This is a genomic window from Scandinavium sp. (genome assembly GCF_032012665.1).
Classification (GTDB): domain Bacteria; phylum Pseudomonadota; class Gammaproteobacteria; order Enterobacterales; family Enterobacteriaceae; genus Scandinavium.
This window is the reverse complement of the sequence record NZ_DALZVG010000017.1, coordinates 84,594-100,117: the sequence shown is the minus strand read 5'-3', so window position 1 is coordinate 100,117 and position 15,524 is coordinate 84,594. Positions and strand designations below refer to the sequence as shown.

The window sequence follows — 15,524 nt, the reverse complement described above, 5'->3', positions numbered from 1 at the left end:
TCACCAAACTCTGAACATTTCAGCAGCTTAGCGCCTTCCATCAGACGTTCGAAGTCATAGGTCACGGTCTTGGCTGCGATTGCGCCTTCCATGCCTTTAACAATCAGGTCTGCGGCTTCGAACCATTCCATATGACGCAGCATCATTTCCGCGGAAAGGATAACGGAACCTGGGTTCACTTTATCCTGGCCTGCGTATTTTGGTGCAGTGCCGTGGGTCGCTTCGAACAGTGCACATTCGTCACCGATGTTCGCGCCTGGTGCAATACCGATACCGCCAACCTGCGCCGCCAGGGCGTCAGAGATGTAGTCGCCGTTCAGGTTCATACAGGCGATAACGTCGTACTCGGCCGGACGCAGCAGGATCTGCTGGAGGAACGCATCAGCGATCACATCTTTGATGATGATCTCTTTGCCGGTTTTCGGGTTCTTGATTTTCTGCCATGGGCCGCCGTCGATCGGCTCACCGCCGAACTCTTCTTTCGCCAGCTGGTAGCCCCAGTCTTTGAAAGCGCCTTCGGTGAACTTCATGATGTTGCCTTTGTGCACGAGGGTCACGGAGTCGCGATCGTTGGTGATCGCATACTCGATGGCCGCACGCACCAGACGCTTGGTGCCCTCTTCAGAGCATGGCTTGATGCCGATCCCGCAGTGCTCAGGGAAGCGAATTTTCTTCACGCCCATCTCTTCACGCAGGAACTTGATAACCTTTTCTGCGTCCGCAGAATCCGCTTTCCACTCGATGCCCGCATAGATGTCTTCGGAGTTTTCACGGAAGATAACCATGTCGGTCAGCTCCGGGTGCTTCACCGGGCTTGGAGTGCCCTGGTAGTAACGTACCGGGCGCAGGCAGACGTACAGGTCCAGCTCCTGACGCAGGGCAACGTTCAGAGAACGAATACCGCCACCGACCGGGGTCGTCAGCGGGCCTTTGATGGCAACGCGGTATTCACGAATCAGATCCAGCGTTTCCGCTGGCAGCCAGACGTCCTGGCCGTATACGTGGGTGGATTTCTCGCCGGTGTAAATTTCCATCCAGGAAATTTTACGCTCGCCCTTATAGGCTTTCTCTACCGCGGCGTTCACCACTTTGATCATTGGTGGAGTAACGTCGACACCGATACCGTCCCCTTCAATGAACGGGATAATCGGGTTGTGGGGTACGTTGAGTTTGCCGTTTTGCAGGGTGATCTTTTGGCCTTCCGCCGGAACAACTACTTTGCTTTCCATCAACTTCTCCTTCGAGCGCTTCTGGTGACTGCTCGTGCCTTTCGCGTCCTGGGTCGCGTTGCCCTGGCAGCGCGAAGAGTGTGAGCAATATTTTTTGTTAATGATTTGTAATGAGCTGGTTGATACTACCTGATTGTTGGGTTCCATGAAAGGTCTTCGTAATTAGGCTATAATGCGGCAATTGACCCGGCCTGAAAACACCATGAACAAAACTTCTTATACAAATCACCGCCTTAAGCGATTCAGCTCACAACAAGCCACCCGACAACGTAAAGAAACCCGCCCAAAAAGGGTGATATTGTTCAATAAACCCTACGATGTATTGCCGCAGTTTACGGACGAGGCCGGGCGCAGCACCCTGAAGGATTATATCGACGTACAGGGTGTCTACGCCGCGGGTCGACTCGATCGAGATAGCGAGGGCCTGCTGGTGCTCACCAACGACGGTGCCCTTCAGGCTCAGCTGACGCAGCCAGGCAAACGCACGGGCAAAATCTATTACGTTCAGGTGGAAGGCGCCCCGGATGAAGAAGCACTGAATGCCTTGCGCAAAGGCGTGACGCTGAACGACGGCCCGACGCTGCCCGCAGGAATCGAACTGGTAAGCGAACCTGAATGGCTGTGGCCACGCAATCCGCCAATTCGCGAGCGTAAATCGATACCGACCAGTTGGCTGAAAGTGACGCTGTATGAAGGCCGAAATCGCCAGGTTCGCCGGATGACCGCTCACGTCGGCTTCCCTACCCTGCGCCTGATTCGCTACGCCATGGGCGCTTACACTCTCGATGATCTTGCCAACGGTCAGTGGCGGGATGCCTGAACAGAAGGATGGCTTAATGTTTAAACCGCACGTTACCGTCGCCTGCGTGGTCCACGCCAAAGGTCAGTTTCTGGTAGTAGAAGAAAAAGTGAACGGCAAAACGACCTGGAACCAGCCCGCCGGACACCTTGAGGCCGACGAAACGCTTGTTCAGGCCGCCGAGCGCGAACTGTGGGAAGAGACCGGCATTCGCGCCACGCCCCAGCATTTCATCCGTATGCATCAGTGGATAGCGCCAGACAGAACGCCATTCTTACGCTTTCTTTTCGCCGTCGAGCTTAACGATACGTGTGCCACAGAACCGCATGACAGCGACATTGACCGCTGCCAGTGGGTTAGCGCCGATGACATCCTTAACGCCACTAATCTGCGCTCGCCGCTGGTGGCCGAAAGCATCCGCAGCTGGCAAAGCGGACAGCGTCTGCCGCTTGAGCTGATCGGTGAATTTAACTGGCCCTTCACAAAGGGTGATCCCACTGGGGCTGCGTGATAGACTATGCCGCCTTGAAGTTCAATGTCGTGAGTATTCCAATGTCAGAAAGCCCAAAAAAAGTGATCGTCGGGATGTCCGGCGGTGTCGATTCCTCCGTTTCCGCTTACCTGCTGCAACAGCAGGGCTATAAGGTGGAAGGCCTGTTCATGAAGAACTGGGAAGAGGACGACGGCGAGGAATATTGTACTGCCGCCGCAGACCTGGCCGATGCCCAGGCCGTGTGCGACAAGCTCGGCATTGAGCTGCACACCGTTAACTTTGCCGCGGAATACTGGGACAACGTTTTTGAGCTCTTTCTTGAAGAGTACAAAGCGGGCCGCACGCCGAACCCGGATATTCTGTGCAACAAAGAGATCAAATTTAAAGCCTTCCTCGAGTTTGCCGCTGAAGACTTAGGTGCCGACTACATCGCCACCGGGCACTACGTACGCCGCGCCGATGTGAACGGCAAAAGTCAGCTGCTGCGCGGTCTCGATGGCAATAAAGATCAGAGCTATTTCCTCTATACGCTCGGCCATGAACAGATCGCGCAAAGCCTGTTCCCGGTCGGCGAACTGTCCAAGCCTGAAGTGCGCCGCATTGCCGAAGAGCTCGATCTCATCACCGCGAAGAAAAAAGACTCCACCGGCATTTGCTTTATCGGCGAGCGTAAATTCCGCGAATTCCTGGGCCGCTACCTGCCTGCCCAACCGGGCAAAATCATCACCGTCGACGGCGACGTAATTGGCGAGCACCAGGGGCTGATGTACCACACCCTCGGCCAGCGTAAAGGCTTAGGCATCGGCGGCACCAAAGACGGCAGTGAAGAGCCGTGGTACACCGTAGACAAAGACGTGGAAAACAACGTTCTGGTGGTGGCTCAGGGTCACGATCATCCGCGCCTGATGTCCGTCGGTCTGATTGCCCAACAGCTGCACTGGGTCGATCGCGAGCCGTTCAGCGGCACGCTACGCTGCACGGTGAAAACCCGCTATCGCCAGACGGATATTCCGTGCACCGTCACCCGACTTGATGATGACCGAATTGAGGTTCGCTTCGACGAGCCCGTTGCAGCCGTTACGCCTGGCCAGTCCGCTGTTTTCTACAGCGGTGAAGTGTGCCTCGGCGGCGGCATTATCGAGCAGCGCCTGCCGCTGCCGGTTTAAGACTCAGACAGCACAGAGAAAGGAGTTTTCGTGGCGAAGAACTATTACGACATTACGCTGGCTCTGGCAGGGATCTGCCAGTCCGCCCGTCTGGTTCAGCAGCTGGCGCATCAGGGCCATTGCGACAGCGATGCCCTGCACGTGGCACTGAACAGCGTTATCGATCTGAACCCGGACTCCACGCTCGGCGTCTTCGGTGGCAGCGAAGCCAATCTTCGCCTCGGCCTGGAAACGCTGCTCGGCGTGCTGAATGCCAGCAGCCGTCAGGGGCTGAACGCCGAACTGACGCGCTACACCTTAAGCCTGATGGTGCTGGAACGAAAACTCTTTGCCGCGAAGGGCGCGATGGACACCCTGGGTGAGCGCATCGCCGGGCTCCAGCGCCAGCTTGACCATTTTGATTTGCAGTCTGAAACGCTGCTGAGCGCCATGGCCGCGATTTATGTCGATGTCATTAGCCCGCTCGGCCCTCGCATTCAGGTCACCGGTTCTCCTGCCGTGCTGCAAAGCGCGCAGGTGCAGGCCAAAGTGCGAGCCGGTTTGCTCGCAGGGATACGCGCCGCAGTGCTCTGGCACCAGGTCGGCGGCGGTCGTCTGCAGCTGATGTTTTCCCGTAATCGCCTGACCACTCAGGCCAAACAAATTCTTGCTCATATAACTCCGGAGTTGTGATCTATGGAATTATCCTCACTGACCGCCGTTTCCCCTGTCGATGGACGCTACGGCGATAAAGTCAGCGCGCTGCGCGGCATTTTCAGCGAATACGGTCTGCTGAAATTCCGTGTGCAGGTTGAAGTTCGCTGGCTGCAAAAACTGGCCGCGCACGCAGCTGTCAAGGAAGTTCCAGCTTTTGCTGCCGACGCAAACGGTTTCCTCGATAAAATCATTGCGGATTTTAACGAAGAAGACGCCGCTCGCATCAAAACCATCGAGCGCACCACCAACCACGACGTGAAGGCGGTCGAGTATTTCCTGAAAGAGAAAGTGGCGGATATCCCTGCCCTGCACGCAGTGTCTGAATTTATTCACTTCGCCTGCACCTCCGAGGACATCAACAACCTGTCTCACGCTCTGATGCTCAAAACCGCCCGCGACGAAGTGGTGCTGCCTTACTGGCGCAAGCTCATTGACGCGGTGAAGGATCTGGCAGAGCAGTACCGTGATATCCCGCTGCTCTCCCGTACCCACGGCCAGCCCGCCACGCCATCCACGATGGGCAAAGAGATGGCTAACGTTGCGTACCGCATGGAGCGTCAGTATCGCCAGCTCAACCAGGTTGAGATCCTCGGCAAAATTAACGGCGCAGTTGGCAACTATAACGCCCACATCGCCGCGTACCCGGAAGTGGACTGGCACCAGTTCAGCGAAGAGTTCGTGACCTCGCTTGGCATCCAGTGGAACCCGTACACCACCCAGATTGAGCCGCACGACTATATCGCCGAACTGTTCGACTGCGTGGCGCGCTTCAACACTATCCTCATCGACTTCGACCGTGACGTCTGGGGCTACGTGGCGCTGAACCACTTCAAGCAGAAAACCATCGCCGGGGAAATCGGCTCTTCCACCATGCCGCATAAGGTGAATCCGATCGACTTCGAAAACTCCGAAGGCAACCTGGGTCTGTCCAATGCCGTACTCCAGCACCTGGCAAGCAAACTGCCGGTGTCCCGCTGGCAGCGTGACCTGACCGACTCCACCGTACTGCGTAACCTTGGCGTGGGCATCGGCTATGCGCTGATCGCTTATCAGTCCACTCTGAAAGGTGTGAGCAAGCTGGAAGTGAATCGCGATCGCCTGCTGGAAGAGCTGGACAACAACTGGGAAGTGCTGGCGGAGCCGATTCAGACCGTGATGCGCCGTTACGGTATCGAGAAGCCGTACGAGAAGCTGAAAGAGCTGACCCGAGGCAAGCGCGTTGATGCTGAAGGCATGAAGCAGTTTATCGATGGTCTGGCGCTGCCGGAGCACGAGAAAGCACGCCTGAAAGAGATGACACCTGCCAACTATATTGGTCGCGCCATCACCCTGGTTGACGAGCTGAAGTAAAGAGTCCCGCCTCTCTTCTCACCCGGGAAGAGAGGCCCCTTCCCCGGTTTATACAATGTTTATCCCCACAACCGCATAATCAGCGTTAAACTCTTCAAATCGAAAATGAAAAAGGGATAACCCATGCGCGTACTCGTTGTGGAAGATAACGCCCTCCTGCGTCACCATTTAAAAGTTCAGCTACAGGAGCTTGGCCATCAGGTGGATGCCGCCGAGGATGCAAAAGAAGCTGATTACTATCTGGGTGAACACGTTCCGGACATCGCCATTGTCGATTTAGGCCTGCCTGACGAAGACGGCCTGTCGATGATCCGCCGCTGGCGCAGCAACGACATTTCGGTGCCTGTTTTGGTGCTGACCGCCCGCGAAGGCTGGCAGGACAAGGTTGAAGTGCTGAGCGCCGGAGCCGATGACTACGTCACCAAACCGTTCCATATTGAAGAAGTTGCCGCGCGAATGCAGGCTCTTCTGCGCCGGAACAGCGGTCTGGCCTCTCAGGTGATCTCCCTGCCGCCCTTCCAGGTCGATTTGTCTCGCCGTGAACTGTCGGTGAATGACGAAGTCATCAAGCTGACCGCGTTTGAGTACACCATCATGGAGACGCTTATCCGCAACAACGGCAAGGTCGTCAGCAAAGATTCGTTGATGCTGCAGCTCTACCCTGATGCCGAACTGCGCGAGAGCCACACCATCGATGTCCTCATGGGTCGCCTGCGCAAGAAAATTCAGGCCCAGTACCCGCAGGATGTGATCACCACCGTACGAGGCCAGGGCTACCTGTTCGAACTGCGCGGATGAAAAACATGCTCCGGCATATTCTGCCGCTCTCCCTGCGCGTCCGCTTCCTGCTGGCAACGGCCGCGGTGGTGCTGGTGCTGTCACTGGCCTATGGGATGGTCGCCCTGGTCGGCTACAGCGTGAGCTTCGATAAGACCACCTTCCGCCTGCTGCGTGGGGAGAGCAACCTGTTCTATACCCTTGCACGCTACGAAAATAATAAAGTCAGCGTGGAGATCCCGGAAAACCTGAATCTGCAAAGCCCGACCATGGCGCTTATCTACGACAAGAACGGCAAGCTGCTTTGGATGCAGCGGGAAGTCCCGTGGCTCATCAGCCGTATCAACCCGGACTGGCTGAAGACCAACGGTTTCCATGAAATAGAGGCGGACGTGGATTCCTCGAGCATGCTGCAGCATAACGATCATGAAGTGATGCGCCAGCTGAAGGAGCTGCGCGAGCAGCAGGATGATTCGGAGATGACGCACTCGGTAGCCGTCAATATCTACCCGGCGACCGCCCGTCTGCCGCAGATGACCATCGTGGTGGTCGATACCATTCCAATCGAGCTCAAGCGCTCCTACATGGTCTGGAGCTGGTTTATCTACGTGTTAGCCGCCAACCTGCTGCTGGTCATTCCGCTGCTGTGGGTCGCGGCCTGGTGGAGCCTTCGGCCCATTGAGTCGCTGGCGAAAGAGGTGCGTGAGCTTGAAGAACACCATCGTGATACGCTTAACCCGGAAACCACTCGCGAATTAACCAGCCTGGTGCAAAACCTTAACCGCCTGCTGAAAAGTGAGCGCGAGCGTTACGACAAATACCGCACAACGCTCACCGATCTCACCCACAGCCTGAAAACACCGCTGGCCGTGCTGCAAAGCACCCTGCGATCGCTGCGCGGCAACAAGCTCAGCGTTGAAGACGCCGAACCGGTGATGCTTGAGCAGATCAGCCGTATCTCGCAGCAGATTGGCTATTATCTGCACCGCGCCAGCATGCGCAGTGGCAATATCCTGCTGAGTCGCGAACTGCATGCGGTCGCGCCGCTGCTGGATAAGCTGACCTCAGCGCTGAACAAGGTTTATCAGCGCAAAGGCGTTAACATCGCGCTCGATATCTCGCCAGAAATCACCTTTGTCGGCGAGCAAAACGACTTTATGGAAGTGCTCGGCAACGTGCTGGATAACGCCTGCAAGTACTGTCTGGAGTTTGTTGAAGTGTCCGCTCGTCAGACCGACGACCATCTGCACATTTTCGTGGAAGACGACGGCCCCGGCATTCCACAAAGCAAACGCGATTTGGTATTTGACCGCGGCCAGCGCGCCGACACGCTGCGCCCGGGCCAGGGCGTGGGATTGTCGGTCGCAAGAGAGATCGTCGAGCAGTACGACGGCAAAATCATCGCCGAAGACAGCCCGCTCGGCGGCGCAAAAATGGACGTGGTGTTTGGCCACCAGCATCCGGAAAGCAAAGAAGGATAAGTCATTTATTTGCCATAGCCTGCATCGTCGGGCAACGGCTTCCGTTATACTCCCAAACAGAAACCTGCCTGTGGAATAAAACATCATGGAATATAACTTATCGCTTAACTGGCCCGACTTTATCGAACGCTACTGGCAAAAACGCCCGGTGGTGCTGAAGCGCGGCTTCACGAACTTTGTCGATCCCATTTCACCGGACGAACTGGCGGGCCTAGCCATGGAAGACGAAGTGGACAGCCGCCTCGTCAGCCACAACGAAGGTAAATGGCAGGTCAGCCACGGGCCGTTTGAAAGTTACGATCACCTCAGTGAAAACAACTGGTCGCTGCTGGTGCAGGCGGTGAATCACTGGCACGAGCCAACGGCAGCGCTGATGCTTCCGTTCCGCGCCCTGCCCGACTGGCGCATCGATGACCTGATGATTTCGTTCTCCGTTCCCGGCGGCGGCGTGGGCCCACATCTCGATCAGTACGACGTATTTATCATTCAGGGCACCGGCCGCCGTCGCTGGCGCGTGGGTGAAAAAGTGCCAATGAAGCAGCACTGCCCGCATCCGGATCTGCTGCAGGTCGATCCTTTCGACGCCATCATCGACGAAGAGATGGAACCGGGTGATATCCTCTATATTCCACCAGGCTTCCCGCACGAAGGTTATTCCCTGGAAAACTCGCTGAACTATTCCGTCGGCTTCCGTGCGCCAAGCGGGAAAGAGCTTATCAGCGGCTTTGCTGACTACGTGCTCCAGCGAGAGCTTGGCACGCACCGTTTTACCGATCCGGACGTGCCCGCACGCGAGCATCCGGCAGATATTCTGCCGCAGGAAATCGATAAGCTGCGCGACATGATGCTCGGCATGATCAACCAACCGGAGCATTTCAAACAGTGGTTTGGCGAATTTATCAGTCAGACCCGTCACGAGCTGGACGTCTCCCCGCCAGAGCCGCCGTATCAGGCCGATGAGATCTACGATGCGCTACAGCAGGGTGACAAGCTCGTCCGCCTCGGTGGCCTGCGTGTACTGCGCATCGACGGTGAAGTGTTTGTCAACGGAGAGAAAATTGATTCGCCGCACCGCCCGGCGCTGGAAGCACTGGCAAGCCATATCGTGCTGACCGCTGAACAGTTTGGCGACGCGCTGGAAGACCCTTCGTTCCTCGCCATGCTTTCTGCGCTGGTCAACAGCGGCTACTGGTTCTTTGAGGACTGATTTTAATTGCTGCCCGGTGGCGCTGACGCTTACCGGGCCTACGGACGACGAAACGACGCTGTTATTGTAGGCCGGGTAAGGCAAGCGCCGCCACCCGGCACTTCTGCGTTTACTTCGCTTTCGCGGTCAGCTCCGCAATCCGCACAATCACTTTGACCGCCTTCTCCATTCCTTCCAGCGTCACAAATTCATGCTTGCCGTGGTAGTTGTAGCCGCCGGTGAAAATGTTCGGGCACGGCAGCCCCATAAACGAAAGCTGCGAGCCGTCGGTGCCGCCACGAATCGGCTTCATATCGGGTTCGATATCGCAGTCGCGCATCGCCTGCTGTGCGATCTCAATGATGTGTGGGTGCTCCATCACCTTCTCGTGCATATTGTAGTAGCTGTCTTCGATGATGAGTTCGATGTAGCAATCCGGATGCAGCCCTTTGCCGACCTTCCTGGCGATCTCCATCATCTTGCGCTTGCGGGCCTCAAACTGCTTGCGGTCAAAGTCGCGGATGATGTAATGCATCTGCGCGGAATCTACGCTGCCCTTGATGCTGGTGAGATGGTAGAAGCCTTCGTAGCCTTCGGTTTGTTCCGGGCTCTCTTCGGCAGGCACTTCAGCATGAATGCGCGAAGCAAGCGACAGCGCATTGACCATCACGCCTTTGGCGGTGCCCGGATGCACGTTGTTCCCCACGATTTTGATAGTCACGGACGCGGCGTTGAAGTTCTCATACTCCAGTTCACCCACGCCGCCGCCGTCGACGGTGTACGCCCAGCGGGCATCAAATGCCGCCACGTCGAAGTGTTTGGCACCTTTGCCGACTTCTTCGTCTGGCGTAAAGGCCACGCGAATGTCGCCGTGCGGCACGTTGTTGGCTTTCATGACGGACAGCGCGGTCATGATTTCCGCCACGCCCGCTTTGTCATCGGCACCGAGCAGCGTTTTGCCGTCGGTGGTGATCAGCGTTTGCCCCAGCAGCTGATGCAGCACAGGAAACATCACCGGCGAGAGCACTTCATCGCCTATGCCCAGCGCAATATCGCCGCCGCGATAGTTCTCCACGATCTGCGGATTCACGTTTTTACCGCTAAAATCGGGGGAAGTATCCACGTGAGAAATGAATCCGATAGCCGGAATATCGCCGGGCACGTTGGCAGGCAGCGTTGCCATCACCGTGCCCTTCTCGCTCAGGGTGACGTTGACCAGCCCCATTTCTTCAAGCTGCGTCTGAAGCAGGCGTAATAATTTCCATTGCCCTTCGGTGCTGGGCACCTGACGCACGCCAGGCTTCGACTGGGTGTCCAGAGAAACATACTGCAAAAACCGCTCAAGTAATTTATCCATGTCGTCGCCCTCATTTTTTGTGACCACATTATCAGTAAGCGCCGGGGGCCGGATATTGCGTCAGGTCACTTTTGGCCCGGCAATTACGATTTTTTTTCAGTCACGTACGCGAATGGTTTAAAGGTAGCCCACAAGGGTGCAGAATGATTGGCGATTTCAGAGGATTGCCGTAGAATGCCAGCCCTTAATTATGTGCCAAACCTCTAAGGTGGTTAACCACACACCCCGTAGCGACCGCTTTTCGCTACGTTTACATGGGACAGCGTAAAAAATTGAATACACAATCGCGTTCGCTTTCGCCGCTGGTCGAACTGGCGGGGATTTGCAAAGGCTTTGAAGGTAAAACAGTCATTTCCGATCTCAATCTCACCATTAATAACGGTGAGTTCCTGACGCTGCTTGGCCCCTCTGGCTGCGGCAAAACCACCGTATTACGCCTGATTGCCGGACTCGAAAGCGTCGATAAAGGTCGTATTCATCTTGAAGATGTCGATATCACCGACGTCCCTGCGGAAAACCGCCACGTTAATACCGTGTTCCAGAGCTACGCCCTTTTCCCGCATATGACGGTGTTTGAAAACGTCGCGTTTGGCCTGAGAATGCAAAAAACGCCCGCCGACCAAATCACCGCCCGCGTGACGGAAGCCCTGCGCATGGTACAGCTCGAAGCGTTTGCCCAGCGTAAGCCGAATCAGCTTTCCGGCGGCCAGCAGCAGCGTGTGGCAATTGCCAGGGCGGTGGTGAACAAACCTCGTTTACTGCTGCTGGACGAATCGCTCTCGGCCCTCGATTACAAGCTGCGTAAGCAGATGCAGAACGAGCTGAAGGCCCTGCAGCGCAAGCTCGGCATCACCTTTGTGTTCGTCACCCACGATCAGGAAGAAGCGCTGACCATGTCGGATCGCATCGTGGTGATGCGTGACGGTAAAATCGAGCAGGACGGCACGCCGCGTGAAATTTACGAAGAGCCGAAGAACCTGTTCGTCGCCGGATTCATTGGCGAAATCAATATGTTCAACGCCACCGTCATCGAGCGTCTGGATGAGCAACGCGTTCGCGCCAGCGTCGAAGGTCGCGAGTGCAATATCTACGTCAACTTTGCGGTGGAGAAAGGCCAGAAGCTGCACGTCCTGCTGCGCCCGGAAGATTTGCGCGTCGACGAAATCAACGACGATAACCACGTGGAAGGGCTGATTGGCTACGTCCGCGAACGCAACTACAAAGGCATGACCCTGGAATCCGTCGTCGAGCTGGAAAACGGCAAAATGGTGATGGTCAGCGAGTTCTTCAACGAAGATGACCCGGACTTCGACCACTCTCTGGATCAAAAAATGGCCATAAACTGGGTCGAGAGCTGGGAGGTGGTGCTGGCCGATGAAGAACACCAGTAAATTCCAGAAGGTGGCGATCGCCACCATTGTCGGGTGGCTGGTTGTTTTTGTGTTCCTGCCCAACCTGATGATTATCGCCACCAGCTTCCTGACCCGCGATGACGCCAGCTTCGTCAAAATGGTCTTTACGCTGGACAACTACACCCGTCTGCTCGACCCGCTCTATTTTGACGTTCTGCTGCACTCGCTGAACATGGCGTTTCTCGCCACCCTGGCGTGTCTGATCCTCGGCTATCCGTTCGCCTGGTTTCTCGCCCGGCTGCCGCAAAGCGTGCGCCCGCTGCTGCTGTTTCTGCTGATCGTACCGTTCTGGACCAACTCGCTGATCCGCATCTATGGTCTGAAAATTTTCCTCAGCACCAAAGGCTATCTCAATGAATTCCTGCTGTGGGCTGGGCTCATCGACACGCCGATTCGCATTATGTTTACCCCTTCGGCGGTGATTATTGGTCTCGTCTACATCCTGCTGCCGTTCATGGTGATGCCGCTCTACTCCAGCATAGAGAAACTCGATAAGCCGCTGCTGGAAGCCGCCAAAGATCTGGGGGCCAACAAATTCCAGACGTTTCTCCGCATTATTCTGCCGCTGACCATGCCGGGGATTATCGCCGGCTGCCTGCTGGTGATGCTGCCGGCAATGGGGCTGTTCTACGTCTCTGATCTGATGGGCGGCGCGAAGAACCTGCTCATCGGTAACGTCATTAAGAGCCAGTTCCTGAACATCCGCGACTGGCCGTTTGGCGCCGCCACCAGCATCACGCTGACGCTGGTGATGGGTCTGATGCTGCTGGTTTACTGGCGCGCGGCGCGCCTGCTGAACAGGAAGGTGGAACTCGAATGATCGGTCGACTGCTGCGCGGCGGCTTTATGACCGCCATCTATGCTTACCTCTATATTCCGATCATCATTCTGATCGTGAATTCCTTTAACAGTTCGCGCTTTGGCATCAGCTGGCAGGGCTTTACCACCAAATGGTACAGCCTGCTGATGAACAACGACAGCCTGCTGCAGGCGGCACAGCACTCGCTGACGATGGCGGTCTTTTCCGCCACCTTCGCCACGCTGATTGGCTCACTGACGGCGGTGGCGCTCTATCGCTACCGTTTCCGCGGTAAGCCGTTTGTCAGCGGGATGCTGTTTGTGGTGATGATGTCTCCGGACATCGTGATGGCGATTTCCCTGCTGGTGCTGTTTATGCTGATAGGTATTCAGCTCGGATTCTGGTCGCTGCTGTTTTCACATATCACCTTCTGCCTGCCGTTTGTGGTGGTCACGGTCTATTCCCGCCTTAAAGGTTTTGACGTGAGAATGCTGGAAGCGGCAAAAGATCTGGGCGCCAGCGAAATCACCATTTTGCGTAAAATTATTCTGCCGCTGGCGATGCCTGCTGTAGCCGCGGGCTGGCTGCTCAGCTTTACCCTGTCGATGGATGACGTGGTGGTTTCCTCGTTCGTCACCGGCCCGGGATATGAAATTCTGCCGCTCAAGATTTACTCTATGGTCAAGGTCGGCGTCTCACCTGAGGTGAACGCGCTAGCGACCATTCTGTTAGTGCTTTCTCTGGTTATGGTGGTTGCCAGCCAGGTTGTTGCTCGTGATAAAACGAAATCTCAGGGGACATCGAAATGAAAAAAATGCTTGCCGCCGCGGCGCTGGTGCTTGGAATGGGTGCCGCGCACGCCGATGACAGCAAAACACTCTATTTCTACAACTGGACCGAATACGTGCCGCCGGGCCTGCTGGAACAGTTCACCAAAGAGACCGGTATCAAGGTTATCTATTCGACCTATGAATCGAATGAAACCATGTACGCCAAGCTGAAAACCTACAAGGACGGCGCATACGACCTGGTGGTGCCGTCGACCTATTTCGTCGACAAAATGCGCAAGGAAGGCATGATCCAGAAGATCGACAAGTCGAAGCTGAGTAACTTCAGCAACCTCGACCCGGAGATGCTCAACAAGCCGTTCGACCCGAATAACGACTACTCCATTCCGTATATCTGGGGCGCCACGGCGATTGGCGTCAACAGCGACAGCATCGACCCGAAAACGGTTACCAGCTGGGCCGACCTGTGGAAGCCGGAATACAAAGGCAGCCTGCTGCTGACCGACGACGCGCGCGAGGTTTTCCAGATTGCGCTGCGCAAGCTTGGTCTTTCCGGCAACACCACCGACCCGAAAGAGATTGAAGCGGCGTACAAAGAGCTGCAAAAACTGATGCCAAACGTCGCGGCGTTTAACTCTGATAACCCGGCAAACCCGTACATGGAAGGCGAAGTGAATCTGGGGATGGTATGGAACGGCTCAGCGTACGTTGCCCGTCAGGCGGGTACGCCGCTGGAAGTGGTATGGCCAAAAGAAGGCGGCATTTTCTGGATGGACAGCCTCGCTATTCCGGCAAACGCCAAAAACGTCGATGGCGCGCTGAAGCTGATTAACTTCCTGCTGCGTCCGGACGTGGCAAAAGAGGTTGCCGAAACTATCGGTTATCCGACGCCAAACCTCGCCGCACGTAAGCTGCTGGATCCGAAAGTCGCCAACGACAAATCGCTCTATCCGGACGCGGACACCATTAAACACGGCGAATGGCAAAACGACGTCGGCGATGCCAGCCGTCTTTACGAAGACTATTACCAGAAGCTGAAAGCGGGACGTTAAGTCAGCTATTGTGTGCCGGATGCGCTAACGCTTATCCGGCCTACAAAACATCAACCTGCAACGAACCCGTAGGCCTGGTAAGCGACAGCGCACCGGGCAATTTTTTCAAAGCCCTTTCAGCAACTTCTCGACAAACTCAGGCACCACCGAGCTTGCCAGCCCGTAGCGCTTTTCCTCAAACTCGCTGCCAACCTGGCTCGGTTCGAGGTTAAGCTCAACGGTGTGTGCACCCTGCAATTTGGCCTCATGGACAAACCCCGCAGCCGGATAAACATGGCCGGACGTGCCGATAGCAATGAAAACATCGGCCATCGCCAGCGCTTCATAGATATCATCCATGCCGAGCGGCATCTCTCCGAACCACACCACGTGCGGGCGCAGCGGCTGCGGGAACTGGCAGCAGTGGCACTTATCATCAACGGTGATGTCACCCGTCCACTCCAGCACCTGACCGCTCCAGGGGCAGCGCACTTTTAACAGCTCGCCGTGCATGTGCAGCACGCGCGTGTTGCCCGCACGTTCATGCAGGTTGTCGATGTTTTGCGTGACCAGCAGAAATCTGTCGCCCAGCGCTTCTTCCAGCTTTGCCAGCGCCAGATGGGCTGCATTCGGCTGAATGTCAGGCTGCTGGAGCTGTCGACGACGGTCGTTATAAAATGCCTGCACCAGCGCCGGGTCGCGGGCAAAACCTTCAGGCGTTGCCACATCCTCTACGCGATGTTCTTCCCATAAGCCGTCAGTGGCACGGAAGGTGCGGATCCCGGATTCCGCCGAGATCCCTGCGCCCGTCAGCACCACCACTCTCGGTTTGTCCATCTCCTCCGGCGTAGCCCGGTCTCTGAAGAATACTCGCTGACGCAGCCTGTCGTGCAGCCGGCGTTTGCTGAGGCGAAAACGACTAAGTCGATGAAAGCGACGCGACTGCATAGTAACCCCTGT

At 56.2% G+C, this 15,524-nt stretch carries 15 protein-coding genes; 12 read left to right on the top strand and 3 right to left on the bottom strand.

Annotation, left to right across the window (positions count from 1 at the left end; all coding sequences use genetic code 11):
* A partial coding sequence (icd, locus tag RTU33_RS14590) for an NADP-dependent isocitrate dehydrogenase (protein ID WP_312628283.1) occupies positions 1-1,229 on the bottom strand: 1,229 nt, incomplete at its 3' end.
* A gap of 172 nt (positions 1,230-1,401) precedes the next feature.
* On the opposite strand from icd, the gene rluE reads away from it, so the two are divergent.
* The 8 genes from rluE (at position 1,402) to RTU33_RS14550 (ending at position 9,198) form a co-directional block, all read left to right on the top strand.
* Positions 1,402-2,049, top strand: a complete 648-nt coding sequence (rluE, locus tag RTU33_RS14585) for a 23S rRNA pseudouridine(2457) synthase RluE (RefSeq protein WP_312628282.1) — start codon at positions 1,402-1,404, stop codon at positions 2,047-2,049.
* Between the two features lie 16 nt (positions 2,050-2,065).
* Positions 2,066-2,539, top strand: coding sequence for an NUDIX hydrolase (locus RTU33_RS14580; RefSeq protein WP_312628281.1), 474 nt, complete (start codon positions 2,066-2,068; stop codon positions 2,537-2,539).
* 41 nt (positions 2,540-2,580) lie between these two features.
* Positions 2,581-3,687, top strand: a complete 1,107-nt coding sequence (gene mnmA / locus RTU33_RS14575; protein ID WP_312628280.1) for a tRNA 2-thiouridine(34) synthase MnmA — start codon at positions 2,581-2,583, stop codon at positions 3,685-3,687.
* A gap of 30 nt (positions 3,688-3,717) precedes the next feature.
* A complete protein-coding gene (gene hflD / locus RTU33_RS14570; RefSeq protein WP_312628278.1) occupies positions 3,718-4,359 on the top strand; it encodes a high frequency lysogenization protein HflD in 642 nt (213 codons plus the stop codon).
* A 3-nt stretch (positions 4,360-4,362) separates the two neighbouring features.
* Complete coding sequence (gene purB, locus RTU33_RS14565; RefSeq protein ID WP_312628276.1) at positions 4,363-5,733, top strand: adenylosuccinate lyase; 1,371 nt, start codon at positions 4,363-4,365, stop codon at positions 5,731-5,733.
* A 123-nt stretch (positions 5,734-5,856) separates the two neighbouring features.
* Positions 5,857-6,531 carry a two-component system response regulator PhoP gene (gene phoP / locus RTU33_RS14560; protein WP_312628275.1) on the top strand — a complete coding sequence of 225 codons (675 nt, stop codon included), beginning with the start codon at positions 5,857-5,859 and terminating at the stop codon, positions 6,529-6,531.
* Positions 6,528-7,991, top strand: a complete 1,464-nt coding sequence (phoQ, locus tag RTU33_RS14555) for a two-component system sensor histidine kinase PhoQ (protein WP_312628274.1) — start codon at positions 6,528-6,530, stop codon at positions 7,989-7,991. The genes phoP and phoQ overlap by 4 nt, the downstream gene beginning before the upstream one ends.
* 85 nt (positions 7,992-8,076) lie before the next feature.
* Entirely contained in the window at positions 8,077-9,198 is a 1,122-nt protein-coding gene (locus RTU33_RS14550) for a cupin domain-containing protein (RefSeq protein WP_312628273.1), read from the top strand.
* 109 nt (positions 9,199-9,307) lie between these two features.
* Here RTU33_RS14550 and pepT read toward each other — a convergent pair whose 3' ends face one another.
* Positions 9,308-10,534 carry a peptidase T gene (gene pepT, locus RTU33_RS14545; RefSeq protein ID WP_312628272.1) on the bottom strand — a complete coding sequence of 409 codons (1,227 nt, stop codon included), beginning with the start codon at positions 10,532-10,534 and terminating at the stop codon, positions 9,308-9,310.
* A 254-nt stretch (positions 10,535-10,788) separates the two neighbouring features.
* On the opposite strand from pepT, the gene potA reads away from it, so the two are divergent.
* The 4 genes from potA to potD are packed head-to-tail and all read left to right on the top strand — an operon-like array spanning position 10,789 to position 14,585.
* On the top strand, positions 10,789-11,925 hold the full coding sequence (gene potA, locus RTU33_RS14540) for a spermidine/putrescine ABC transporter ATP-binding protein PotA (RefSeq protein ID WP_312628271.1): 1,137 nt from the start codon (positions 10,789-10,791) through the stop codon (positions 11,923-11,925).
* Entirely contained in the window at positions 11,909-12,766 is an 858-nt protein-coding gene (potB, locus tag RTU33_RS14535) for a spermidine/putrescine ABC transporter permease PotB (RefSeq protein ID WP_312628270.1), read from the top strand. The genes potA and potB overlap by 17 nt, the downstream gene beginning before the upstream one ends.
* Positions 12,763-13,554: a spermidine/putrescine ABC transporter permease PotC gene (gene potC, locus RTU33_RS14530; RefSeq protein WP_312628269.1), complete on the top strand. Its 792-nt coding sequence runs from the start codon at positions 12,763-12,765 to the stop codon at positions 13,552-13,554. Before potB ends, potC begins: the two co-directional genes overlap by 4 nt.
* Positions 13,551-14,585, top strand: coding sequence for a spermidine/putrescine ABC transporter substrate-binding protein PotD (potD, locus tag RTU33_RS14525; protein WP_312628268.1), 1,035 nt, complete (start codon positions 13,551-13,553; stop codon positions 14,583-14,585). Before potC ends, potD begins: the two co-directional genes overlap by 4 nt.
* Before the next feature lie 105 nt (positions 14,586-14,690).
* Here potD and cobB read toward each other — a convergent pair whose 3' ends face one another.
* Positions 14,691-15,512, bottom strand: a complete 822-nt coding sequence (gene cobB / locus RTU33_RS14520) for a Sir2 family NAD+-dependent deacetylase (RefSeq protein WP_312628266.1) — start codon at positions 15,510-15,512, stop codon at positions 14,691-14,693.
* Positions 15,513-15,524: the final 12 nt, after the last annotated feature.